The organism is Pseudomonas sp. R11F, from assembly GCF_050312575.1.
GTDB classification, from domain to species: Bacteria; Pseudomonadota; Gammaproteobacteria; order Pseudomonadales; family Pseudomonadaceae; genus Aquipseudomonas; species Aquipseudomonas palleroniana.
On sequence record NZ_JBNPJU010000004.1, the window covers coordinates 16,600 to 39,229 of the forward strand.

Sequence of the window (22,630 nt, forward strand, 5' to 3'; positions counted from 1 at the left end):
CTTTGTGTGACCGGATGATAGCCAACCAAGCACTTGCTTGGTTGACTATATAGCACACACAGCAGCGATCACTTTTCCTACGGGTTCTTCACACTGACCAGGTTCATCAGCCCCGCCAGCGGAAAATCACCTTCCAGCTCCGCCAGGCTGGCGGTGTGCATCGGTTGCGGTTGGCGCTGATGACCATGCTGCAGGAAGCTGATCAGGCAGCCCACCAAAGGCTGGTGACTGACCAGCAGCACATTGTCATCGCTGTCGAGCTTTTCCAGCACCCGCAGCGGGTTGCCTTCGGGTGTCAGCCACGGCACCGTGCGGATATCGGGCGTGAAACCCAGCGCCTCGCGAACCAGCAGCGCGGTCTGCTGCGCCCGCACATATGGGCTGGCGATGATCGCGCCGAGGGGCTGGCCGATCAGGTGCACAGCACTGCGCAACACTTCGGCGCGGCCGTGCTCGGTGAGGTTGCGCTCGGCGTCAGTGGGCGCATAGCCTTCGGCCTCACCGTGCCGCAAGATCCAAAGCTTCACAGTTTTGGCTCTTCATCACGTACCGGATGCGGCGCCGGTGGCACACTGTGGGCGGCTTCGCCTTCCGGTGCACGAGGCGTCGGCCAATCGGCGAATGGCCAAGGCTTTTGCTCGGTGTGGAAGCTGCCGAAACGGCCGATCTGCGCCAGGAACTGGCTGAGGCTGTCGCCGAAGTTCATCAGGCCCAGGTTCGGCGCGGCGTAGACCAGGCGATAGATCAGTTGCACCAGCACCAGCGCGCCGAGCAGGAACTGCGCCACTTGCCACACCAGGGCAAATACCAGCATCCACACAATACGCAGGACGATAGATTCGTACTTGGGCGCTGCTTTCGGATCGTTCATGACGCGTTCCTCAGTTGAAACCACTGGTGGAAATAAAGTCGACATCGGTTTTCGGCTCAGCCCGCATCAGCAATTCGATGACCTGGTTCAAGGTGCGCCCTTCAAACAGGATCGCGTGCAGCCCAGCGACCAGCGGCATGTACACACCGACTTCCTGGGCCTTGGCCTTCAACACTTTGAGGGTGTTGACGCCCTCGGCCACTTCGCCCAGGCGCGTAACGGCGTCGTCCAGGCTCAAACCCTGGCCCAAGGCAAAACCGACTTGATAGTTGCGGCTCTTGGGCGACGAGCAGGTGACGATCAAATCCCCGACCCCGGCCAGGCCCAGGAACGTCATCGGGTTGGCGCCCTGGTTCACCGCAAAGCGGGTCATCTCGGCCAGGGCACGGGTAATCAACATGCTTTTGGTGTTCTCGCCCATGCCCAGGGCCACCGCCATGCCGGCGATGATCGCGTAAACGTTTTTAAGCGCACCGCCCAGTTCAACGCCAAAGCGATCGCCACTGGCGTAAACACGGAACGTACGGCCATGCAGGACCGCCTGCACGCGCTCGCAAAGCGCTTCATCTTCACTGGCCACCACGGTGGCCGTCAGCGCGTGCTCGGCGACTTCCCGTGCCAGGTTCGGCCCGGAGAGCACGCCGATACGTGCCTGGGGCGCAATCTCTTCGAGGATTTCGCTCATCAGCTTGAACGTGTGCGCCTCGATACCCTTGGTCAAGCTGACCAGCAGCTTGCCTGCCAGGCGTTCGGCGTGGGGCGCCAGCACCGAGCGCAAGGCGCTGGACGGCAATGCGACGAAGCACAGGTCGCAGTCAGTGAGGGTCTCCAGCAGGTCCGTGACCGGTTCCACCGCCGGATGAATCTTGATGCCTTTAAGGTAACGGGGGTTTTCCCGATGCACGCGGATGGCCTCGGCCTGCTCCGGGTCGCGCATCCACTGGCGCACCGCGTGGCCGTTCTCAGCCAGCAGGTTAGCCACGGCGGTACCAAAACTTCCGCCTCCCAGGACCGCAATAGGGCGCTGTTCAGTCATATGCAATCCGTTAATCCATACCAGTGGCGATAGCGGCATTATACGGGGCGACCCGCTTGCGGCCAGCCCCCGCGTCAATTCCCATGCTTGTCGGAAAATGCCACATATACGTGAAGTAATTGCAAGTTCGACGACTGGCAAATGGCCCCACCTCAGTTAACATGGGCGGCTATTCGTCATTATCAAGGCCGCGCCGTGTATCTGGGCCCTCCTCCTCGCTCATCGCTGTTGTTGATGCTGTTGTGCAGCGCCCCCGCGCTGGCCGACGATCTGTTCCTGGACGGCCAGCCGCTGCCGCAGGTATTGACCGCCACACGCCTCAAGCAATCCGCTGCCGCCGTACCCGGCAGCATGACGGTGATCGACAGCGAGTTGATCAAGGCCAGCGGCGCACGGGACATCGCCGAATTGCTGCGCCTGGTGCCCGGGATGATGGTTGGCTACACCACCGGCAACCAGGCGGCGGTGAACTATCACGGCACCAGTGCCAGCGATGCACGGCGCATGCAGGTGTTGATCGACGGGCGCTCGGTGTACCGCGCCGGCCTGGCCACCGTGGACTGGAGCGATATTCCGGTGGCCATGGAAGACATCGAGCGCATCGAGGTGTTCCGCGGCCCCAACACCGTCAGCTATGGCGCCAATGCGCTGATGGCGGTGGTCAACATCCTCACGAGGTCACCGGCCAACAGCCACGGCTCACGGGTCAAAGTCATCCGTGGCGCACGCGGGATCAACGATTTCTACGCCAGCCAGGGCGCGGGATGGGAGACCGGCGACCTGCGCCTGTCGCTGTCCGGGCAACAGGATGATGGGTTTGACAGCGATGCCGCCGGCGCCGATCGCCGTGACGGCCGGCGCCTCAGTCGCTTCAGCCTGGCAGTTAGCCAGAGTTTGAACGCGCAGCAGAGCATCGACTGGCAATTGAACGCCAAGGAAGGGTCCAACCAGCGTCCTTATACCTACAGCCCGGTATTTGCCGGGATTACCGAAGGCGGTACGAACTCCGACGTTACCGCCAAGGACTATGCCACCTCGCTGCGCTGGAACATCGATATCAACCCCGAGCACAGCTTGTATGTTCAAGGCTCGGCCCAGCAATGGGACCGCCAGCAGGTCTGGAAAGCCTGTGATGCCAAGGTCTCGTTCAGCCCGGAGCTGACCCGCCTCTGGCAAATCAACCCCAACTATGCCGAGTTGCTGGCCCGGCACATGAACGCCTACACCCCGGAAAACCTGCCGCCCGGCAGCGACGCCGAACAGGCCCTGGCCAAGCAGGTCTTGCAGCAATGGGGTAGCGGCGGCAAAGACCCGGTCTGCGGCGATATCGATCAAAGTACTCGAGAAAGCCGCTACGACCTGGAGATCCAGGACACCCTCAGCCTGTCCGATAGCCTGCGCCTGGTCAGCGGTATGAACTACCGCTACGACCGCGCCGACTCCGACACCTATTTCAATGGCACCCTGGACGACACCACCTGGCGCCTGTTCGGCCATCTGGAGTGGCGCGCCAGCGAACACTGGCTGGTGCAGGGTGGGGCGATGTACGAAGACACCCACTTGAGCGGCAACTCACTGACGCCACGAATAGCAGTCAACTACCTGATCAACCCGCGCCATGGCTTGCGAGCGGTGTATTCCGAAGCGATCCGCTCACCGGACATGTTCGAGAACAACGTCAATTGGAGCTACCGCGTCACCAACCTCAGCTCCCCGGCCTACGGGCAGAATTCGGGGCAATATTTTGTGGTGACGCGCGGCCCGGGCAACCTCGATAAAGAGTTGATGCGCTCGCGAGAGCTGGGCTACAACGGCTTCTTTGCCGACCTCGGGCTGAATGTCGACGTGAAACTGTTCTACGACGAAATCACTGACATGATCAGCTCACCGCTGCGCAACAACCAATACATTGCCAGCAACGCCAACAGCTCACGGTTCACCGGTGCCGAGTCACAGTTCGATTGGCGCATGAGCAACGCCGACCGCCTGCGGCTCACCTATGCTTATGTCGATGCCAGCGCCAGCAACCCGTTGGACAAGGCACAAACTGCACGTAACAGCGGCTCGGCCGGCTGGCTGCGTGAATGGGGCCACGGCTGGTCCAGTGCGCTGTTCTACTATGGCGACGACGCACTCAACCAATATCGCTTCGAACGGGTCGACCTGCGGGTGGCCAAGCGCATTGCCCTTGGCAAAGCCAACGTGGAGCTGGCCGGCATGCTGCAACAACGCCTGGATAACCAGCCCACCACCTGGGCCGATAACAACTACGACAGTCGTCATGTCCTCTACTTCAGCGCGGAGCTGGAATTCTGACATGGCCGATCAGTCACGGATGACCGCCTTCTTCTCAAGGCTGTGGCGGCGCGGCCTGCTGCTGGTGTGCCTGCTGTTGACGACGCAGGCCAGGAGCGCCGACATCCTGCTCACCGCCGCCGAAGACGGTGCCGGCGTGCAAGCGTTCGCCCAGGCCCTGGCACGGCAACGCCCCGAAGACCACGTGACCTTCACCCCGCTCAAAGACATGCCGGCACCGAACCAGTTGCCCGCCGCCACTCGCCTGATCCTGCTCGACCTGCCCGGCCTCGACTGGCGCCTGCAGGACTCCCAGGGCCCGCCCACCCTGGTGCTGCGTATCAGCCGCCTGCAAGCCCGGCAGCGCGTGGGCACCACGCACCCGGCCAAAATCAGCCTGTTGTGGAGCGACCCACCCTTGGAGCGCCAGTTGCACCTGATCGCGCAGATTTTGCCTCAGGCCCGCCGCATCGGCGTGCTCTACGGCACCGACAGTGAGTTCCTGCTACCCGAATTGACCCGATACGCAGCGCCCATAGGCCTGGAAATCGTGCCGCAGCGCTGGGACAACATCAATGACAGCCGGCCACTGCAAAACCTGTTCAAGAACAGCGATGTACTGCTGGGGCTCGACGACCCGCAACTGTACAACCCGAAAACCGTGAAGAACCTGTTGCTCAGCAGCTACGCCCAACAATTGCCGCTGGTGGGGCCCAACGCCGGCTTCGTCAAGGCCGGCAGCCTGGCCAGCACCTACAGCGACCAGACCGACTGGCTCGATGTGCTCGACCGGCTGCTGGACCATTCACCGGCCAACTGGCCACGCTCGTTGTACCCGGAACACTTCAAAGTCGTGGGCAACCCGCAAGTCGCGCGCTCACTGGGCATCGAACAGGTTGACGAAGCCGACGTCGCCGCCCGATTGGCCGAAGGAGAAAAACGCCCATGACCTTGCGTCGTCGTTGGGATATCAACACCCGCACCCAGCTCATCACCCTGGGCCCGGCCTTGTTGCTGACCTTGCTGTTGATCAGTTTCTTTACCTTCGTGCGTATCCAGGACCTGCGCCAGGAACTGGACCATACCGGCCAGCTGATCGCCAACCAGCTCGCACCGGCGACCGAGTACGGGGTGATTTCCGGCAACAATGACGTGCTCGAGAGCCTGCTGCGCGCCACCTTGGCCACGCCCCACGTGCGCTTCCTGGAAATCCAGGACAGCGCCGAAAACATTCTGGTGTACGTTGAGCAACCGACCGAGAAACACGACCGCTCACTGTCGGTGAAGGTGTTCCAGGCGCCGATCCGCCTGCAGCATATCCAGCTGGGCACGGACTTTTTCCAGGACAACCTCAATGAACCCAAGGCGCCAAGGGCGGATTACCTTGGCCGGGTGATCGTCGGCATGTCCAACGATGCCTTCAGCCAGCGCCAGCAGGAGATCCTGTTCAAGGCTGGCATCCTCGCCCTCTTCGCCCTGCTGTTTACCTTCCTGCTCGCGCGCCGCCTGGCCGCCAGCCTGTCGCAGCCGATCAGCGCGATGGGCCACGCGGTCAAAGCCATCCAGCAAGGCGACTACAAGACGCCCCTGCCGATTGTCGATGATTCCGAGCTGGGCGACCTGTCACGCCATATCAACAACCTCGCCGAAGGCCTCAACCAGGCCAGCCGCGAACAAGAACAAGCGATGGCGCAGTTGATCCAGACCCGCGAAGAGGCCGAACGCGCGAACAACGCCAAGTCGGACTTCCTGGCGATGATGAGCCACGAATTGCGCACGCCCATGAACGGCGTGCTGGGCATGCTGCAACTGCTGGAAACCACCGAAATGACCGAGGAGCAGACCGAGTATGCGGCGCTGGCCTCCGAGTCCACCGAACATCTGCTCAAGGTCATCAACGACATCCTCGACTTCTCGCGCATCGAACGCGCCGCGCTGGAGCTGGAACATATCTCGTTCAACCTGGCGGACCTGATCAGCAGCTGCGCCCAAGCTTTCCAGCACAGCGCCCAGCAACGCGGCCTGGCCCTGGAGCTGCCCATTCCCCTGGGCATGGACTCACTGCAGGTGCGGGGTGACCCGACGCGTATCCGGCAAATTCTGGTGAACCTGATCGGCAACGCGCTGAAATTCACCGAACACGGCACCGTGACCGTCGAGCCGCATTGGCAAACCCTTGATCATGAACTGGTGTGGTTCACCTGCACCGTGCGCGACAGCGGTATCGGGATCTCCCCCGAGCGCCTGGAAATGATGTTCAACGCATTCCAGCAAGCCGACAGTTCCATTTCAAGACGTTACGGCGGCACCGGTCTTGGGCTGCCCATCGCCCGCACGCTGGCCGAACGCATGGGGGGCACGTTGCGCGCCCAAAGCGAGGAAGGCCGAGGCTCGGTGTTTACCCTGGAAATTCCATTGGCCATCGATCAGAAAAGCCTGCCGGCGCTAGCCCCCGACGCCGACGGCAAAACCAGCGCCGGTGATGGACGACACGTACTGCTGGTGGAAGACAACCCGGTCAATCGCACCGTGGTCGAAGCCATGCTGCGCAGCCTGGGTTTTGAAGTCAGCCTGGCCACCGACGGCGCCGAGGCGATCCGCAGTGCCGAGAGCCTGATTTTCACCGCCATCCTGATGGACTGCCGCCTGCCGCTGATCGACGGCTACGAAGCGACCCGACAAATCCGCCAGTTGCCCGGCTGCGCCGACTTGCCGATCATCGCCCTGACGGCCAATGCCTTGCAGGGTGACCGCGAAGCCTGCCTGGCAGCTGGAATGAACGATTACCTGGCCAAGCCATTCAAACGCACGGATTTGCAGCAAATCCTGCAGCGCTGGGTGCAATAGCGCCGCGCCATCAGCCAACTGCGACTGGCGTGAAACACGAAAGTGCGGCAGTCTTAGGCACCCAAACGGGCTGATAAACAGGCCCGGTTTAAAATTTCAGTGAACAAGTGTACATTGAGTGCCTTGACGCTGTGACTTTCACTACAACGCAATAGTCTATGTGTAGGCTGCCGCTATGAGGCATGAACGCTTCATTCGGTTCGGGAAGATTGACCCTACCCTGCCGCATGGGATTATTGAGGAGCTCGCATGACCAAACAAAACGCCTTTACCCGGGAAGATCTGCTGCGCTGCAGTCGCGGTGAGCTGTTCGGCCCAGGTAACGCGCAACTGCCCGCCCCGAACATGCTGATGGTGGATCGCATCACCCATATCAGCGAAGAAGGCGGCAAGTACGGCAAAGGTGAATTGGTCGCCGAGCTGGATATCACCCCGGACCTCTGGTTCTTCGCCTGCCACTTCGAAGGTGACCCGGTCATGCCAGGCTGCCTGGGCCTCGACGCCATGTGGCAACTGGTCGGTTTTTACCTTGGCTGGCAAGGCCTGCCAGGTCGCGGTCGCGCCCTGGGTTCGGGCGAAGTGAAATTCTTTGGCCAGGTCCTGCCGACCGCCAAGAAAGTCACCTACAACATTCAAATCAAGCGCGTCCTCAAGGGCAAGCTGAACCTGGCCATCGCCGACGGTTCGGTGACTGTCGACGGTCGCGAGATCTATACTGCCGAAGGCCTTCGGGTCGGCGTATTCACTTCCACTGACAACTTTTAAGGGTTATCCGCATGCGCCGCGTCGTTATCACTGGTCTGGGCATTGTTTCTTGCCTGGGCAATGACAAAGAGACCGTCACCGCTAACCTGCGTGCAAGTCGCCCTGGCATCCGCTTCAACCCGGAATATGCCGAAATGGGTCTGCGTAGCCAGGTTTCCGGCTCCATCGACCTGCCCCTCGAAGAACTGATCGATCGCAAGATCTATCGCTTCGTCGGCCACGCTGCCGCCTACGCCTACCTGGCCATGAAAGACGCGATCGCCGACTCCGGCCTGAGCGAAGACCAGGTGTCCAACGTACGTACCGGCCTGATCGCCGGCTCCGGCGGCGCATCGACCCTGAACCAGATGGAAGCGCTGGATATCCTGCGCGAAAAAGGCGTCAAGCGCGTTGGCCCTTACCGTGTCACGCGGACCATGGGCAGCACCGTTTCCGCCTGCCTGGCCACGCCGTTCCAGATCAAGGGCGTGAACTACTCGATCTCCTCCGCCTGTGCCACCAGTGCTCATTGCATCGGTACTGCCGTTGAGCAGATCCAGCTGGGCAAGCAGGACATCGTGTTCGCCGGCGGCGGTGAAGAAGAACATTGGAGCCAGTCGTTCCTGTTCGACGCCATGGGCGCACTGTCCACGCAGTACAACGAAACCCCGGAAAAAGCCTCCCGCGCCTACGACGCCAAGCGTGACGGTTTCGTCATCGCCGGCGGTGGCGGCATGGTGGTGGTCGAGGAGCTGGAACACGCTCTGGCCCGTGGTGCGAAGATCTACGCGGAAATCGTCGGTTACGGCGCCACTTCCGACGGCTACGACATGGTTGCCCCAAGCGGTGAAGGCGCCATCCGTTGCATGCAGATGGCCATGTCCACCGTTGATACCCCAATCGACTACCTGAACACCCACGGCACTTCGACTCCGGTCGGCGACGCCAAGGAAATGGAAGGCGTACGTGCGGTATTCGGCGACAAGGCTCCGGCCATCAGTTCCACCAAGAGCCTGTCCGGTCACTCCCTGGGCGCCGCCGGCGTTCACGAAGCGATCTACTGCCTGCTGATGATGGAAGGCAACTTCATGGCAGGTTCGGCCAACATCGACGAGATCGACCCGGTCGTCGCCGATATGCCGATCCTGACCAAGACCGTTGAAAACGCCAAGATCGACACCGTGATGAGCAACAGCTTCGGCTTCGGTGGCACCAACGCCACCCTGGTACTGAAACGCTGGCAGGGCCAGTAAGCCCCACAGGTTGATCACCTGAAAAGCCCCGACTGGTTCGGGGCTTTTTTATGCGCGACGGGCGCTGGGTGACTCGGCATCCAACACGGATGACAGCGCCAGCACACCAAAACCCAGCCGCCACGAAAAAACCTGGAACACTCAAGTGCCAGGATGTTCTATAACTGCATGCCCTTCATCCTGCGACCCTGTGAGGTTTGCCATGCCCGTTATCGTAAACACACTGAACACCGACAACTTCCGTCATAGCCTCAACATCGACAACCACGAGCTATTTACCGACTTGCCCAAAAGCCTGGGCGGCGACGATTCGGCGCCCTCGCCACATGATTATTTCGACGCAGCCCTGGCCTCGTGCAAAGCCCTGACCCTCAAGCTTTACGCGCAGAAAAAAGGCATCCCGCTCACCGGCGTCACCGTGGAAGTCACCCACGACGCCAGTGAAGAGCAAAAGGGCAAATACCAGCTCAACGTCAAACTCACGCTCAAGGGCGTACTCACCGACGCGCAACGCGAGGAGCTGCACCGCGTGGCCGATCGTTGCCCGGTGCACAAGTTGATGACCACCGCCGAGATCAGCATTGACACCCGGCTATCGGAAGGCGCCTTCAGCCAATAGCCCCAACTTCCCGTCGAGCGGGTTATGCTCAGCATCATCCAACCCGCTCAGACTGGGATGCACCATGACCCGCCTCACCGTGATCCACCCTCGCCCCGAAGATGTCGAAGGCCAACCCATCCTGCGTCCACTGCCATCGCGCGAATGCCGCAGCGTCGGGCCTTTTGTGTTTTTCGACCATATGCTGCTCACACGCTATGCGCCGGGCAACGGCATGAATATCCGCCAACACCCGCATATCGGACTGTCGACCCTCACCTACCTGTTTGAAGGCACCTTGCAGCACAAGGACAGCCTGGGCTCGGATCAAGTGGTACAGGCCGGCGATGTCAGTTGGATGACCGCCGGCAGCGCAATTGCCCATGTCGAGCGTACGCCCGAGGCAATCAAGGCCAGCGGGTTCAGCCTGCATGGCCTGCAAGTGTGGCTGGCCTCGCCCAAGGACCACGAGACCGGGCCGGGGCATTACAGCCATCACCCGGCCGCGAGCCTGCCGTTGAGCGATAACCTCGGCGTACAGATCCGCCTGATCGCCGGCAGCGGTTTCTGCCTCGACTCGCCGGTTCCCGTCTTGTCGCCAACCCTGTATGCCGAAGTACGGATGCAGACGGCCACCACCTTGCTGATCCCGGATGAACACGAAGAACGGGCGGTGTATGTGCTGGAAGGTGATGCAAAGCTCGACGACGAACCGCTGGAAGTGCACAGCCTGGTGGTGTTGCCGAGCGGTCAGCAGATGACATTGTCTGCCGAAACCGATTGCCACCTGGTGGTGTTTGGCGGCGCGCCGCTGGATGGACCGCGACGGATCAATTGGAATTTTGTGGCGAGTGATCCTTTGAGGATCGAACAGGCTCGACAGCGCTGGGCGGCCGGGGATTGGCCGACGGTGCCAGGGGAGTCGGAGAGAATTGAATTGCCGGTGAGGTAGGCATCGGGGGCGGTGCGATGGCTCGACTTACCCCCGATGAGGTCGGAACAGCCCTGCAGCTTTACCGCTGGAACACTTCGTCCAGCAAGTTATGCATCGACTGGAAAGCCCGGGCAGCGGTCTTCGCGTCGTACATCATCTTGCCCGGTACGTTGGCGTGAGGGTCGGTGAAAGAATGCACCGCGCCGCCGTAGCTCAACAGCTGCCAATCCACGCCGGCCGCGTTCATTTCATCTTCGAACGCGGGTAGCTGCTCTTTCGGCACCAATGGGTCAGATGCACCGTGCAACACCAATACCGAGCCCTTGATGTTCTTCGCATCCGCTGGGTTCGGCGTATCGAGGGTGCCGTGGAACGACACGGCCGCCTTCAAAGGCGCACCCGTGCGGGCCAGCTCCAGGGAGCAGCAACCACCGAAGCAGAAACCGAAAGTCGCCAGTTTCGACGTATCCACCGCGGCTTCCGTCTGCCCTTTCAGTTGCTCAAGGGCCGCCTGCATGCGCTTGTTCAGCAGCGGGCGATCATTCTTCAAAGGCATCATCGCCGCACCAGCCTCATCGCCGTTCGAGGGGCGCACGCTTTGCCCATACAGGTCGGCAACCAGCACCACGTAGCCCTGGCCGGCGACACGCTTGGCGATTTCTTCGGCACCCGCACTCACCCCCATCCAGTTCGGCGCCATCAGCAGGCCCGGCAACGGCCCCTTATGGCTGGCATCGAATGCCAGGCGGCTTTCATAAGACTGGCCATCAATCTGATAGACCACGGAACGCACAGTGACTTGGCTCATCATTTACTCCAGTTTGAGGTGCAGTAGAACGAAAAAACCCGCCGAAGCGGGTTTTTCTACAACGGTGTTAAACCGACAGTTCAACCAGCAACTTGTTCAGTCGACGGACATAGGCCGCCGGGTCTTTCAAGCTGTCGCCAGCCGCCAGGGCCGCCTGATCGAAGAGGATGTGCGACAAGTCGCCAAAGCGCTCTTCGCTCTGCTCGCCGTCGAGTTTCTCGATCAGCGGGTGAGCCGGGTTGAATTCGAAGATCGGCTTGGAATCCGGAACCTTCTGGCCGCTGGCCTCGAGGATCTGACGCATCTGCAGGCCCAGGTCCTGCTCGCCGATGGCCAGAATCGCCGGGGAGTCGGTCAGACGATGGGAAACCCGTACTTCGCTGACGGTATCGCCCAGGGCAGCCTTGATCCGCTCAACCAGCCCTTCCTTGGCCTTGGCGACTTCCTCGGCCTCTTTCTTCTCTTCTTCGGAGTCCAGGTTACCCAGGTCCAGGTCACCACGAGCGACGTCGACGAAGGTCTTGCCGTCGAACTCGCTGAGGTAGCTCATCAGCCACTCATCGATACGGTCGGTCAGCAGCAACACTTCGATGCCTTTCTTGCGGAAGACTTCCAGGTGCGGGCTGTTCTTGACCTGGGCGTAGGTTTCGCCGGTCAGGTAGTAGATCTTGTCCTGGCCTTCCTTGGCGCGTGCCAGGTACTCGGCCAGGGACACCACCTGCTCGCCGTCTTCACCCTGGGTGGAGGCAAAGCGCAGCAGGCCGGCGATTTTTTCCTTGTTGGCGAAATCTTCAGCCGGGCCTTCTTTCATGACCTGGCCGAAATTTTTCCAGAAACCTTTGTATTGCTCAGGCTCGTTCTTCGCCAGTTTTTCCAGCATGTCGAGGACACGCTTGGTCAGCGCCGACTTCATGGAATCGATGATCGGGTCTTTCTGCAGGATTTCCCGCGATACGTTCAGCGACAGGTCGTTGGAATCGACCACGCCTTTGATGAAGCGCAGGTACAGTGGCAGGAAGGACTCCGCCTGATCCATGACGAACACGCGCTGCACGTAGAGCTTGAGGCCTTTAGGCGCTTCACGCTGGTACAGGTCGAACGGAGCACGGGCCGGCACGTAGAGCAACGAGCTGTATTCCAGCTTGCCTTCGACCTTGTTGTGGCTCCAGCTCAGCGGGTTCTCGTAATCGTGGGCGATGTGCTTGTAGAACTCTTGGTATTCCTCGTCCTTCACTTCGGTGCGAGGACGAGTCCACAGGGCGCTGGCACGGTTGACCACTTCCCATTCCTGGGCAGGCTTCTCTTCACCTTCGACAGCCGCTTGTTCTTTCGGCAACTCGATCGGCAGAGCGATGTGGTCGGAGTACTTCTTGATGATGTTGCGCAAGCGGTAGCCGTCAGCGAACTCGTCTTCACCCGACTTGAGGTGCAAGACAATGCGGGTGCCGCGATCCGCTTTATCGATAGTGGCGATTTCAAACTCGCCTTCGCCTTTGGAAGCCCAGTGCACGCCTTCGCTCGCATCGAGACCGGCGCGACGGCTGAACACTTCAACCTTGTCGGCGACGATGAAAGCCGAGTAGAAGCCCACGCCGAACTGACCGATCAGGTGCGAATCCTTCTTCTGGTCGCCCGACAGGTTCTTCATGAAGTCGGCAGTACCGGATTTGGCGATGGTGCCCAGGTGGGTGATCGCATCGTCACGGCTCATGCCGATGCCGTTGTCTTCGAGGGTGACGGTCTTGGCGTCCTTGTCGAAGCTCACACGGATTTTCAGTTCGGCGCCACCTTCCATCAATTCAGGCTTGGACAGGGCTTCGAAACGTAATTTGTCGACAGCGTCAGAGGCGTTCGAGATCAATTCGCGAAGGAAGATTTCCTTGTTGGAATACAGCGAATGGATCATGAGGTGCAGCAGTTGCTTCACCTCGGTCTGGAAGCCCAGGGTTTCCTTTTGAGTTTCCACACTCATGGTCATCAAACTCCAATTGGATGGCAGTGGCCGCGCCCTTGAGGGTTGGCGGCGGGTTGTCATCAAAGTTGGGGACTAAGACCAGGATTTCAAGAGCGCTCCACCTCCTCGATCTTGAAATGTGCCCGAGCGGTGGCAATCGGCTCCGCCGCTGTGCTTTGCCAGGCCGTGACCGCCACATTCGCCACCCGCCGGCCCTGGCGCCATACCTGGCATTTGGCGTAAGTGTCGCGAAACTGGCCGGCGCGCAGGTAATCCAGGGAAAAGTCGATGATCTTCGGCACACCGGGCGCGCCCGTGAACACCAACAGATGCAAGGCCGCCGACAGCTCCATGAAGCCGGCAATCACCCCGCCGTGCAGCGCCGGCAATATCGGGTTACCAATGTTGTCCTGGCTGGCCGGCAGGCGAAACAGCAACTCGTCGCCCAACCGCGTGCATTCGATGCCGATCAACTTGGCATAGGGGATCAGGTCGAGCAACGCCGTGTAATCACCTCGCGCATGGGCCTGTTCGATACGCGTCTTGAATCGGTGTGTCATGCCTGCTCTCCCTTGATCGCGCTGCCCAGCCCTTGCGTGCCCTTGAGGCGTTTGCCCATGCGCATGAAGGTGCCGACCACATGGGCGATCGGCTGCTGCGGGTCATCCTGATACGCGAAGCCACGGGTAAAAATCACGTCGGTCGTCACCCGGTAGCATTGGGCAAAGCCATACACCGGTTTATGCGGTTCGGCGGGATGCATGTAGTCAACGCGCAGATCCAGCGTCGGGCACACCTCGAATTCGGGCAATACGCACAGCGTGGCCATGCCGCAGGCGGTGTCCATCAGGGATGTGAGCGCGCCGCCGTGTATCACGCCCGTGCGCGGATCGCCGACGATATGTGAGCCGTAGGGCAATATCAGGGTCATGCCCTCCTCACTGGCGGCATGCACGCTTACACCGAGCACTTGGCAATGGCGCAGCGCTGAAATAAAGCGGGTAGCGCGTGCTAACAAAGGGTTTTCGGTCATTGGCTTCAGACTCTTATTAGTGTGGAAACGGCGGATGAAGCTCTGCGGTGAAAGTTCCTTGGAGGAAAAGCTTTATATATCTGTAGGATAAAAGGAACTAATGGTGGCCCCTTAGGCTCGAAAGGCCAGTAGATATCTTCAATAAGGAGAAACACCCCATGCGCAAGACTTTAGCTATTTCCATGATGTTGGCTGCTGCCCTCGGCCTCGCTGCCTGCGACAAGAAATCCGAAGACAAAGCCCAAGATGCTGCAGCCCATTCTGAGCAAGCTCAGAAAGACATGGCTAAAGCACAGGATAAAGTGAACGACGCCGCGAAAGAAAACGCCGAAGCCGCCAAAGCTCAGGCTGAATCGAACGCCGCCGCTGCAAAAGAAGCCGCACCTGCCGCACCTGCTGCACCTGCCGCCCCTGCAGAACCTGCCAAGCAGTAATCGCCGGGTTTGAATTAGCAGCGCTGCAAAAAAAGAAAGCCCGCTTATAGCGGGCTTTACTTTGTCTGCTGTTTTTTCTGCCGACACGAAGTGGGAGTCGCGGCGACCGACTAAGACACCGCCTCTTTAGGCACTTCAGGCGTCGGGGTATAAACCATCACCTGCAATACGTCTGAGTGAAATTCCCGGCGGTACAACACCAGCACGACCCCGCTGCTCATCAACATGAACAACCAGGGGCTGACAAACCAGGCGAGCATGGTCATGCCGAAGTAATAAGAGCGCAGGCCGAAGTTGAACTGGTTGGCGGCCATGGAAATAACCCTTGCCGCCCGCAAAGCAAATGCCTTGCGCTCCTGCTCCGACACATCGCGCTCACCGATCATCGGCGCCGACCCGACCAATACCGCCGCAAAGTTGTATTGACGCATGCACCAGCTGAAGGTGAAGAACGCGTAGACAAACACCAGCGCCAGGCACAACAGCTTGATTTCCGACATGCCCTGGGAGGCCTGCTGCACCATGGGAATGTCTGCCAGCAGCGACACCGCACGCTCCGAGGCGCCCAGCACGGTGAGAATCCCGGCGAGAATGATCAGGGTACTGGAGGCAAAGAACGAAGCGTTGCGCTCCAGGTTGCCGATCACGCTGGCATCGGCAATACGGTTGTCCCGCAGCAGCATGCGGCGCATCCAGTCTTCACGATACAGATGCAGCACGCTGGCCAGGCACGCAGTGTCGCGGGCTTTCCAAGTGGCGTATCGGGTGTAGCCGCCCCAGCACAGGATGAACCAGAGGGCAGCCAGCAAGTGAATCTGATTGTTTTCGACGAACGACATGCGGGTCCTATTACACAAGAAAAAGTGATGAGCCCGGACACTGGTTGGACGCAAGCCGCCCAAGACTGACCGAGTTTCAACTTTAGAAGGTGCTGCCTCACAAGTATAAAAAATGCCCCGTATCGATTGATACGGGGCATTTCAGTGCAGCACGAAACCCGTCGATCAGGCGATGGCTTCGCTGCGCTTGCCGAGCATACGGTCAATCACCACAGCCACGGCGAGGATCATCACCGACGGCACCAGCCAGGCCAGGCCTTGCTCGCTCAGCGGCAGGTGTGCCAGCTGGGCAGGCAGCCAATCCGCCAGGCCTGCGCCTTTAAGCGCATCGATGCAGCCAAAGATGAAGGACACCAGCATCACCGGCCCGACAATACGCCCCTGCTCCTGCCAGAAGCCTTTGCAGAAGCTCAATGCCACCAGCACGATACACGGCGGGTAGATCGCGGTGAGTACGGGGATCGAGAATGCAATCAGCTTGGTCAGGCCCAGGTTCGATACGAACAGCGAGAACAGCGCCAGGATCACGACCAGCGTCTTGTAGGACAACGGCAGGACTTTGCTGAAGTACTCGGCGCAGGCACAGGTCAGGCCCACGGCCGTGACCAGGCACGCCAGGGAAATCAGCACGGCAAGGAAGCCACTGCCCAGGGAGCCGAAAGTGTATTGCACGTAAGCGTGCAGGACCGCCGCACCGTTGCTCGCACCGGCGGCGATGGCATGGCTGCCCGAACCCAGGCGGAACAGGCTGATGTACACCAGCGCCAGGCCCACGCCGGCAATCAGCCCGGCAATGATCGCGTAACGGGTGATCAACTGCGGCGACTCCACGCCACGGGAGCGGATGGCATTGACGATGACAATCCCGAACACCAGCGCACCCAGGGTGTCCATGGTCAGGTAACCATTGATAAAGCCTTGGGAGAACGGAGCGGCGACGTATTCCGGGGTAGCGACGCCCACATCCCCTGCCGGCAAGGCAAACGCGGCGATGCCAAGGATGGCCAGCGCGATGATCTTCAGCGGGGCCAGGAAACGCCCCACGGTGTCCAGCAGTCGACCTGGGTAGAGGGAAACGAAGAACACCACCAGGAAATACACCGAGCTGTAGAGAAACAACGCCAGCGGGCTTTCGCCGGTCAGCGGCGCCAGGCCCACCTCGAACGAAACGGTCGCGGTACGCGGGGTAGCGAACAGCGGCCCTACCGCCAGATACGCCGCCGCCGCAAGCAAGCCACCGGCGATCTTGCCGATCGGGCTGCTCAACGCGTCCATACCACCGCCAACCTTGGCCAGGGCGATGACGGTAACCACCGGCAGACCCACAGCGGTAACCAGGAAGCCCAGCGCCGCCATCCAGACACTCGGCCCGGACTGCAGACCAACGATAGGCGGGAAGATGATGTTGCCGGCGCCCACGAACAGGGCAAAGGTCATAAAGCCCAGCGCCAGGATGTCCTGGCTTTTCAACACTTTCATTTGAGGAAATACCACACTGCTGAATCGGAATTTAGAGAGGGCTTCCCTATGGATGAGGGAAATGCTGCCGGCCCTTATGGGAGCCGACCGGTCTAGCGCGCAGCGTCCTTTTGGGATGCGGGCGCATAAAGAGGCGGCTAGCGTACAGAATTAACCTGACAAACGCACTGTTGCGGGGCGTACTGTCCGATAAGCGACATTCAAATGTCGCGTTTTCATACTTAATTGGAAACATGCACAAAAAATGTGGGAGCGGGCTTGCCCTAATGCCAGTCAGTTAAGGCTCTTTGTAGGAGCGAGCTTGCTCGCGAAAAACTCACAGACGCCGCGTTTATTCAGGCAACACGCGTAATCGTTGACGTTTTTCGCGAGCAAGCTCGCTCCTACAGACGGCACTTATCCAGAAAGCACAAAGGCCACCCGAAGGTGGCCTTTGCCTGGTAAAGCGTCAGCTAAGCGCGAAGCTTACTTGACAGCCCAACCGGTCAGCTCGGCCAGGGCCTTGCCGATGTCCGCCAGCGAACGCACGGTTTTCACGCCTGCGTCTTGCAGTGCAGCGAATTTCTCGTCTGCAGTGCCTTTGCCGCCGGAGATGATTGCGCCAGCATGGCCCATGCGCTTGCCAGCAGGGGCAGTCACACCAGCGATGTAGGAAACAACCGGCTTGGTCACGTGTGCCTTGATGTAGGCAGCCGCTTCTTCTTCAGCCGAACCGCCGATCTCACCGATCATCACGATCGCTTCGGTCTTCGGGTCTTCCTGGAACAGCTTCAGGATGTCGATGAAGTTGGAGCCCGGGATCGGGTCACCACCGATGCCGACGCAAGTCGACTGACCGAAACCGGCGTCAGTAGTCTGCTTCACAGCTTCGTAGGTCAGGGTGCCGGAACGGGAAACGATACCGACTTTACCTGGCAAGTGAATGTGACCCGGCATGATGCCGATCTTGCATTCGCCTGGAGTGATCACGCCTGGGCAGTTAGGGCCGATCAGGACTACGCCCAGCTCGTCGCACTTAACTTTAGCGTCCAGCATGTCCAGGGTAGGAATGCCTTCGGTGATGCACACGATCAGCTTGATGCCGCCGAATGCCGCTTCCAGGATGGAGTCCTTGCAGAAAGGAGCTGGAACGTAGATCACGCTGGCGGTGGCGCCAGTGGCAGCTACAGCGTCTTTCACGGTGTTGAACACTGGGAGGCCCAGGTGCTCGGTACCGCCTTTGCCCGGAGTTACGCCGCCAACCATCTTGGTGCCGTATTCGATGGCTTGCTGGGTGTGGAAACTACCTTGCGAACCGGTAATACCCTGGCAGATAACTTTGGTGTCTTTATTGATCAGGACGCTCATTATTTGCCCTCCGCAGCTTTGACAACTTGTTGAGCAGCGTCGGTCAGGCTGGTAGCCGCGATGATGTTCAAACCGCTTTCTGCCAGTACTTTAGCGCCCAGTTCAGCGTTGTTACCTTCAAGGCGAACAACAACCGGGATTTTAACGCCGACTTCTTTCACTGCACCGATGATGCCTTCGGCAATCATGTCGCAACGAACGATGCCGCCGAAGATGTTGACCAGTACTGCAGCGACATTGGCGTCGGACAGGATGATCTTGAAGGCTTCGGTTACGCGTTCTTTGGTAGCACCACCACCTACGTCGAGGAAGTTGGCTGGTTTGCCGCCATGCAGGTTGACGATGTCCATGGTACCCATGGCCAGGCCGGCACCGTTGACCATGCAACCGATGTTACCTTCCAGGGCTACGTAGTTCAGTTCGAACTTGGCAGCGTGCGCTTCGCGCGGATCGTCTTGCGACGGATCGTGGAAAGTCTTCAGCTTAGGCTGACGGTACATGGCGTTGGCGTCGATATTGATCTTGGCGTCCAGGCAGTGCAGATCGCCGTCAGCCTTGATCACCAGCGGGTTCACTTCCAGCAGGGCCAGATCGTGATCCTGGAACAGTTTGGCCAGACCTACGAAGATCTTGGCGAACTGGGCAACTTGCTTGCCTTCCAGGCCCAGCTGGAAAGCCAGCTCGCGACCCTGGAATGGCTGAGCGCCAACCAGTGGGTCGATAGTGGCTTTCAGAATTTTTTCTGGGGTTTCGTGAGCGATCTTCTCGATGTCCACGCCACCTTCGGTGGAGGCCATGAACACGATGCGGCGACTCGAACGGTCAACGACAGCGCCCAGGTACAGCTCTTTAGCGATATCAGTGCACGATTCAACCAGGATCTTGGTGACTGGTTGGCCATTGGCATCAGTCTGGTAAGTCACCAGACGCTTGCCCAGCCACTGCTGTGCGAAGGCCTTGGCGTCTTCTTTGCTGCGAACCAGCTTGACGCCGCCCGCTTTACCGCGACCACCGGCGTGAACCTGGGCTTTGACGACCCATTCAGTGCCGCCAATTTTGTCGCAAGCTTCTGCTGCTGCTTCCGGGGTGTCTACTGCGTAGCCCTTGGAAACTGGCAGGCCGTATTCAGCGAACAGCTGCTTACCCTGATACTCGTGAAGATTCATGCTTTTTACCGTCTTCGTTAGGTACTGCGCATTCGGCGCTGCGCTCATTATGAGTGCCGCGCCACCTGTGACTGCTGCTTGCACAACTTGCAGGGCTCAAGGCCCGTAAAGCTGCGCAAGGCTGCGTCCGGCGGATATTCCGCGGTGAGTCTTGCGCACAAGGCTCACGACGGGCAACTCCGCCGTGGTTTCTTATTATCTCGCTTAGCGCTTCTTCTTGTTGGCGATGTGGATGGCGCCGCCATTCACTGCCAACGCGGCTTCATGCAGCGCTTCGGACAGGGTCGGATGGGAGAAGACCATCATACCCAGGTCCTCGGCACTGGTGCCGAATTCCATACCGATCGCGCCCTGCTGAACCAGTTCTGCAGCGCTTGGGCCAATCACGTGGACGCCCAATACACGGTCAGTCTTGGCATCAGCGATGACTTTGACAAAACCACCGGTGTCGTTGGCTGCCATGGCACGGCCAGAAGCGGCAAACGGGAAGGTGCCGACGTTAACTTCAACGCCTTCAGCTTTCAACTGCTGTTCGTTCTTGCCGACCCATGCAATTTCCGGGTGGGTGTAGATAACCGATGGGATCAGGTCGTAGTTCATCTGGGTTTTGTGGCCCTTGATGCGCTCGACAACCATGATGCCTTCTTCGGAAGCCTTGTGCGCGAGCATCATGCCGCGAACCACGTCGCCAATGGCGTAGACGCCAGGCACGGTGGTGGCGCAGTGATCGTCAACATGCACGTAACCGCGCTCGTCGAGAGTCACGCCGCTGTCAGCCGCCAGCAGGTCGGTGGTCACTGGACGGCGACCAACGGCTACGATCAGCTTGTCGAAAGTGATGGTCTTTTCACCATCCTTGTCGGTGTAGTTGACGACAACTTCTTCACCGTTGACTTTCGAACCGGTCACGCGAGCGCCCAGCTTGATGTCCAGACCTTGCTTGGTCAGGGTTTTCAGCGCTTCCTTGGACACAGCCGTGTCGGCAGCCAGCAGGAACGTGTCCAGGGCTTCCAGCACAGTCACTTCAGCGCCCAGACGGGACCATACCGAACCCAGTTCCAGGCCGATCACGCCAGCGCCGATCACGCCCAGGCGTTTTGGCACTGCTTGGAATTCCAGGGCGCCGGTCGAATCAACGATCACCTTCTGGTCAACTGGTGCGGGTGGAATGTCGATTGGACGCGAACCTGGTGCCAGGATCACGTTTTCGGCTTCGATGACTTCCACCGAACCGTCCGGCTTGGTGATTTCGACCTTCTTGCCGGCCAGCAGCTTGCCGTGGCCCTGGATCGAAGTCACACCGTTGGCCTTGAACAAGGTGGCAACGCCGGAAGTCAGGCCTTTAACGATGTTGGCTTTACGGCCGACCATTGCGGGTACGTCCATGGTGACGCCAGCATGGTTGATACCGTGGACCGCGAAACCATCCTGGGCTTCGTGGAATTTCCAGGAGCTGTCCAGCAGCGCCTTGGAAGGAATGCAACCAACGTTCAGGCAAGTACCGCCCAGTGCCAGTTTGCCTTCCTTGTCGGTGTATTTTTCGATGCAAGCAGTCGAGAGGCCCAGTTGTGCGGCCTTGATGGCGGCAACATAGCCGCCAGGACCTGCACCAATCACAACAACGTCAAATTTCTGCGACATGAAAATAGTTCCTCTATTTAGCAGCAAGCTTTCAAGCCGCAAGCTCCAGGCCAGGCCGCCTTATCCGGCAACCTGCCCGAAGCCTGCAGCTGCTTCTATCAGATATCCAGCAGCAGACGAGCCGGGTCTTCCAGCAGGTTCTTGATGGTCACCAGGAAAGTCACGGCTTCTTTACCATCGATCAGGCGGTGATCGTACGACAGCGCCAGGTACATCATCGGGCGGATCACGACTTGGCCGTTGATGGCCATCGGACGCTGGATGATGTTGTGCATGCCCAGGATCGCAGCTTGTGGCGGGTTGACGATCGGAGTCGACATCATCGAACCGAAGGTACCACCGTTGGTGATGGTGAAGGTACCACCGGTCATCTCGTCGATGGACAGCTTGCCGTCACGGGCTTTCTTGCCGAAGGTGGCAATGCCGCCTTCGATTTCAGCCAGGCTCATCAGCTCGGCGTTACGCAGAACCGGTACGACCAGGCCACGATCGCTGGAAACGGCAACGCCGATGTCCGCGTAGCCGTGGTAAACGATGTCGCTGCCGTCGATCGACGCGTTGACTGCCGGGAAGCGCTTGAGTGCTTCGGTGGCCGCTTTCACGAAGAACGACATGAAGCCCAGGCGCACGCCGTTGTGGCTCTTCTCGAACAGATCCTTGTACTTCGAACGCAGTGCCATGACTTCGGTCATGTCGACTTCGTTGAAAGTGGTCAGCATCGCCATGTTCGACTGCGCTTCTACCAGGCGCTTGGCCACAGTGGCGCGCACGCGGGTCATCGGTACGCGCTTCTCGGTGCGGTCGCCGGCAGCGAACACTGGAGCAGCGGCAGCCGGTGCGGCAGCCTTGGCAGGTGCGGCGGCCGGAGCGTTCTTCTTGGCTTCAACAGCAGCAACCACGTCTTCCTTGGTGATGCGACCGTCTTTGCCGGTGCCTTTGACGGAAGCCAGGTTGATGCCGTTCTCTTCAGCCAACTGGCGCGCAGCCGGTGCAGCGATCGGGTCTTCAGCGCCAGCAGCCGGGGCGGCAGCTGGAGCCGACGCAGCCGGTGCGGCAGCGGCGGCAGGAGCAGGAGCGGCAGCAGCGCCGCCCTCTTCGATCGAGCCCAGGACCTGGTTCGACAGGACGGTAGCGCCCTCTTCAGCAACGATCGCGCCCAGCACGCCGTCAGCCTCGGCCAATACTTCCAGTACGACTTTGTCAGTCTCGATGTCGACGATCAGGTCGTCACGCTTTACAGCGTCGCCAGGTTTCTTGTGCCAGGTGGCAACGGTGCCATCGGCAACCGATTCCGGGAATGACGGGGCTTTGATTTCGATAGCCATTATCTGTGGGTCCTTAAAATTCGGTT

The 22,630-nt window shown here is 59.8% G+C and carries 21 protein-coding genes; 8 read left to right on the forward strand and 13 right to left on the reverse strand.

Going from position 1 to position 22,630, the window contains the following annotated elements; translation table 11 throughout:
* Positions 1–77 precede the first annotated feature (77 nt).
* The 3 genes from sixA to ACQRBV_RS00325 are packed head-to-tail and all read right to left on the reverse strand — an operon-like array spanning position 78 to position 1,907.
* On the reverse strand, positions 78–527 hold the full coding sequence (gene sixA / locus ACQRBV_RS00315) for a phosphohistidine phosphatase SixA (protein WP_411984561.1): 450 nt from the start codon (positions 525–527) through the stop codon (positions 78–80).
* Complete coding sequence (locus tag ACQRBV_RS00320) at positions 524–871, reverse strand: DUF4389 domain-containing protein (RefSeq protein ID WP_090365945.1); 348 nt, start codon at positions 869–871, stop codon at positions 524–526. The genes sixA and ACQRBV_RS00320 overlap by 4 nt, the downstream gene beginning before the upstream one ends.
* Positions 872–881: 10 nt before the next feature.
* On the reverse strand, positions 882–1,907 hold the full coding sequence (locus ACQRBV_RS00325; RefSeq protein ID WP_090365947.1) for an NAD(P)H-dependent glycerol-3-phosphate dehydrogenase: 1,026 nt from the start codon (positions 1,905–1,907) through the stop codon (positions 882–884).
* A 195-nt stretch (positions 1,908–2,102) separates the two neighbouring features.
* Here ACQRBV_RS00325 and ACQRBV_RS00330 point away from each other — a divergent pair, with 195 nt between their 5' ends.
* From ACQRBV_RS00330 to ACQRBV_RS00360, 7 genes are all read left to right on the forward strand, one after another.
* Complete coding sequence (locus tag ACQRBV_RS00330) at positions 2,103–4,223, forward strand: TonB-dependent receptor plug domain-containing protein (RefSeq protein ID WP_327194339.1); 2,121 nt, start codon at positions 2,103–2,105, stop codon at positions 4,221–4,223.
* Between the two features lies 1 nt (position 4,224).
* On the forward strand, positions 4,225–5,151 hold the full coding sequence (locus ACQRBV_RS00335) for an ABC transporter substrate-binding protein (protein WP_411984560.1): 927 nt from the start codon (positions 4,225–4,227) through the stop codon (positions 5,149–5,151).
* Positions 5,148–7,049, forward strand: a complete 1,902-nt coding sequence (locus ACQRBV_RS00340) for an ATP-binding protein (RefSeq protein WP_060754507.1) — start codon at positions 5,148–5,150, stop codon at positions 7,047–7,049. Before ACQRBV_RS00335 ends, ACQRBV_RS00340 begins: the two co-directional genes overlap by 4 nt.
* A gap of 249 nt (positions 7,050–7,298) precedes the next feature.
* Entirely contained in the window at positions 7,299–7,814 is a 516-nt protein-coding gene (gene fabA, locus ACQRBV_RS00345) for a 3-hydroxyacyl-[acyl-carrier-protein] dehydratase FabA (RefSeq protein ID WP_003210552.1), read from the forward strand.
* Positions 7,815–7,825: 11 nt separating this feature from the next.
* Positions 7,826–9,046, forward strand: coding sequence for a beta-ketoacyl-ACP synthase I (fabB, locus tag ACQRBV_RS00350; RefSeq protein WP_016979549.1), 1,221 nt, complete (start codon positions 7,826–7,828; stop codon positions 9,044–9,046).
* Positions 9,047–9,248: 202 nt separating this feature from the next.
* Complete coding sequence (locus ACQRBV_RS00355; protein WP_090365950.1) at positions 9,249–9,665, forward strand: OsmC family protein; 417 nt, start codon at positions 9,249–9,251, stop codon at positions 9,663–9,665.
* A gap of 64 nt (positions 9,666–9,729) precedes the next feature.
* A complete protein-coding gene (locus ACQRBV_RS00360) occupies positions 9,730–10,596 on the forward strand; it encodes a pirin family protein (protein ID WP_411984559.1) in 867 nt (288 codons plus the stop codon).
* Between the two features lie 61 nt (positions 10,597–10,657).
* On the opposite strand, the gene ACQRBV_RS00365 is transcribed toward ACQRBV_RS00360, so the two are convergent.
* The 4 genes from ACQRBV_RS00365 to ACQRBV_RS00380 all read right to left on the reverse strand — a co-directional run bounded on the left by ACQRBV_RS00365 (position 10,658) and on the right by ACQRBV_RS00380 (position 14,373).
* Positions 10,658–11,386 carry a dienelactone hydrolase family protein gene (locus tag ACQRBV_RS00365; protein ID WP_060754510.1) on the reverse strand — a complete coding sequence of 243 codons (729 nt, stop codon included), beginning with the start codon at positions 11,384–11,386 and terminating at the stop codon, positions 10,658–10,660.
* A gap of 67 nt (positions 11,387–11,453) precedes the next feature.
* Positions 11,454–13,358, reverse strand: a complete 1,905-nt coding sequence (htpG, locus tag ACQRBV_RS00370; RefSeq protein ID WP_060754543.1) for a molecular chaperone HtpG — start codon at positions 13,356–13,358, stop codon at positions 11,454–11,456.
* 89 nt (positions 13,359–13,447) lie between these two features.
* Entirely contained in the window at positions 13,448–13,900 is a 453-nt protein-coding gene (locus tag ACQRBV_RS00375) for a PaaI family thioesterase (RefSeq protein WP_090365954.1), read from the reverse strand.
* A complete protein-coding gene (locus ACQRBV_RS00380) occupies positions 13,897–14,373 on the reverse strand; it encodes a PaaI family thioesterase (RefSeq protein ID WP_060754512.1) in 477 nt (158 codons plus the stop codon). The genes ACQRBV_RS00375 and ACQRBV_RS00380 overlap by 4 nt, the downstream gene beginning before the upstream one ends.
* Before the next feature lie 158 nt (positions 14,374–14,531).
* On the opposite strand from ACQRBV_RS00380, the gene ACQRBV_RS00385 reads away from it, so the two are divergent.
* Complete coding sequence (locus ACQRBV_RS00385; RefSeq protein WP_104995932.1) at positions 14,532–14,807, forward strand: hypothetical protein; 276 nt, start codon at positions 14,532–14,534, stop codon at positions 14,805–14,807.
* Between the two features lie 110 nt (positions 14,808–14,917).
* Here the strand turns inward: ACQRBV_RS00385 and ACQRBV_RS00390 are convergent, their stop codons facing one another.
* The 6 genes from ACQRBV_RS00390 to odhB all read right to left on the reverse strand — a co-directional run bounded on the left by ACQRBV_RS00390 (position 14,918) and on the right by odhB (position 22,604).
* On the reverse strand, positions 14,918–15,646 hold the full coding sequence (locus ACQRBV_RS00390; RefSeq protein ID WP_060754514.1) for a DUF599 domain-containing protein: 729 nt from the start codon (positions 15,644–15,646) through the stop codon (positions 14,918–14,920).
* Positions 15,647–15,811: 165 nt separating this feature from the next.
* Complete coding sequence (gene brnQ, locus ACQRBV_RS00395) at positions 15,812–17,125, reverse strand: branched-chain amino acid transport system II carrier protein (RefSeq protein WP_060754515.1); 1,314 nt, start codon at positions 17,123–17,125, stop codon at positions 15,812–15,814.
* 465 nt (positions 17,126–17,590) lie between these two features.
* Positions 17,591–18,472: a succinate--CoA ligase subunit alpha gene (gene sucD, locus ACQRBV_RS00400; RefSeq protein ID WP_003172813.1), complete on the reverse strand. Its 882-nt coding sequence runs from the start codon at positions 18,470–18,472 to the stop codon at positions 17,591–17,593.
* Complete coding sequence (gene sucC, locus ACQRBV_RS00405; protein WP_060754516.1) at positions 18,472–19,638, reverse strand: ADP-forming succinate--CoA ligase subunit beta; 1,167 nt, start codon at positions 19,636–19,638, stop codon at positions 18,472–18,474. Before sucC ends, sucD begins: the two co-directional genes overlap by 1 nt.
* A gap of 204 nt (positions 19,639–19,842) precedes the next feature.
* Positions 19,843–21,279, reverse strand: a complete 1,437-nt coding sequence (lpdA, locus tag ACQRBV_RS00410) for a dihydrolipoyl dehydrogenase (RefSeq protein ID WP_411984558.1) — start codon at positions 21,277–21,279, stop codon at positions 19,843–19,845.
* Positions 21,280–21,377: 98 nt separating this feature from the next.
* Positions 21,378–22,604 carry a 2-oxoglutarate dehydrogenase complex dihydrolipoyllysine-residue succinyltransferase gene (gene odhB, locus ACQRBV_RS00415; protein ID WP_060754518.1) on the reverse strand — a complete coding sequence of 409 codons (1,227 nt, stop codon included), beginning with the start codon at positions 22,602–22,604 and terminating at the stop codon, positions 21,378–21,380.
* Positions 22,605–22,630 lie beyond the last annotated feature (26 nt).

Bases quoted from the DNA above. Each gene is read 5' to 3' on its own strand.
- ACQRBV_RS00340 (WP_060754507.1), top strand. From the start codon at position 5,148: ATGACCTTGCGTCGTCGTTGGGATATCAACACCCGCACCCAGCTCATC.
- ACQRBV_RS00380 (WP_060754512.1), bottom strand. From the start codon at position 14,373: ATGACCGAAAACCCTTTGTTAGCACGCGCTACCCGCTTTATTTCAGCG.
- brnQ (WP_060754515.1), bottom strand. From the start codon at position 17,125: ATGAAAGTGTTGAAAAGCCAGGACATCCTGGCGCTGGGCTTTATGACC.
- ACQRBV_RS00325 (WP_090365947.1), bottom strand. From the start codon at position 1,907: ATGACTGAACAGCGCCCTATTGCGGTCCTGGGAGGCGGAAGTTTTGGT.
- sucC (WP_060754516.1), bottom strand. From the start codon at position 19,638: ATGAATCTTCACGAGTATCAGGGTAAGCAGCTGTTCGCTGAATACGGC.
- ACQRBV_RS00390 (WP_060754514.1), bottom strand. From the start codon at position 15,646: ATGTCGTTCGTCGAAAACAATCAGATTCACTTGCTGGCTGCCCTCTGG.
- sucD (WP_003172813.1), bottom strand. From the start codon at position 18,472: ATGAGCGTCCTGATCAATAAAGACACCAAAGTTATCTGCCAGGGTATT.
- fabA (WP_003210552.1), top strand. From the start codon at position 7,299: ATGACCAAACAAAACGCCTTTACCCGGGAAGATCTGCTGCGCTGCAGT.
- htpG (WP_060754543.1), bottom strand. From the start codon at position 13,358: ATGAGTGTGGAAACTCAAAAGGAAACCCTGGGCTTCCAGACCGAGGTG.
- odhB (WP_060754518.1), bottom strand. From the start codon at position 22,604: ATGGCTATCGAAATCAAAGCCCCGTCATTCCCGGAATCGGTTGCCGAT.
- ACQRBV_RS00320 (WP_090365945.1), bottom strand. From the start codon at position 871: ATGAACGATCCGAAAGCAGCGCCCAAGTACGAATCTATCGTCCTGCGT.
- ACQRBV_RS00385 (WP_104995932.1), top strand. From the start codon at position 14,532: ATGCGCAAGACTTTAGCTATTTCCATGATGTTGGCTGCTGCCCTCGGC.
- fabB (WP_016979549.1), top strand. From the start codon at position 7,826: ATGCGCCGCGTCGTTATCACTGGTCTGGGCATTGTTTCTTGCCTGGGC.
- ACQRBV_RS00365 (WP_060754510.1), bottom strand. From the start codon at position 11,386: ATGAGCCAAGTCACTGTGCGTTCCGTGGTCTATCAGATTGATGGCCAG.
- ACQRBV_RS00355 (WP_090365950.1), top strand. From the start codon at position 9,249: ATGCCCGTTATCGTAAACACACTGAACACCGACAACTTCCGTCATAGC.
- ACQRBV_RS00375 (WP_090365954.1), bottom strand. From the start codon at position 13,900: ATGACACACCGATTCAAGACGCGTATCGAACAGGCCCATGCGCGAGGT.
- ACQRBV_RS00335 (WP_411984560.1), top strand. From the start codon at position 4,225: ATGGCCGATCAGTCACGGATGACCGCCTTCTTCTCAAGGCTGTGGCGG.
- lpdA (WP_411984558.1), bottom strand. From the start codon at position 21,279: ATGTCGCAGAAATTTGACGTTGTTGTGATTGGTGCAGGTCCTGGCGGC.
- ACQRBV_RS00360 (WP_411984559.1), top strand. From the start codon at position 9,730: ATGACCCGCCTCACCGTGATCCACCCTCGCCCCGAAGATGTCGAAGGC.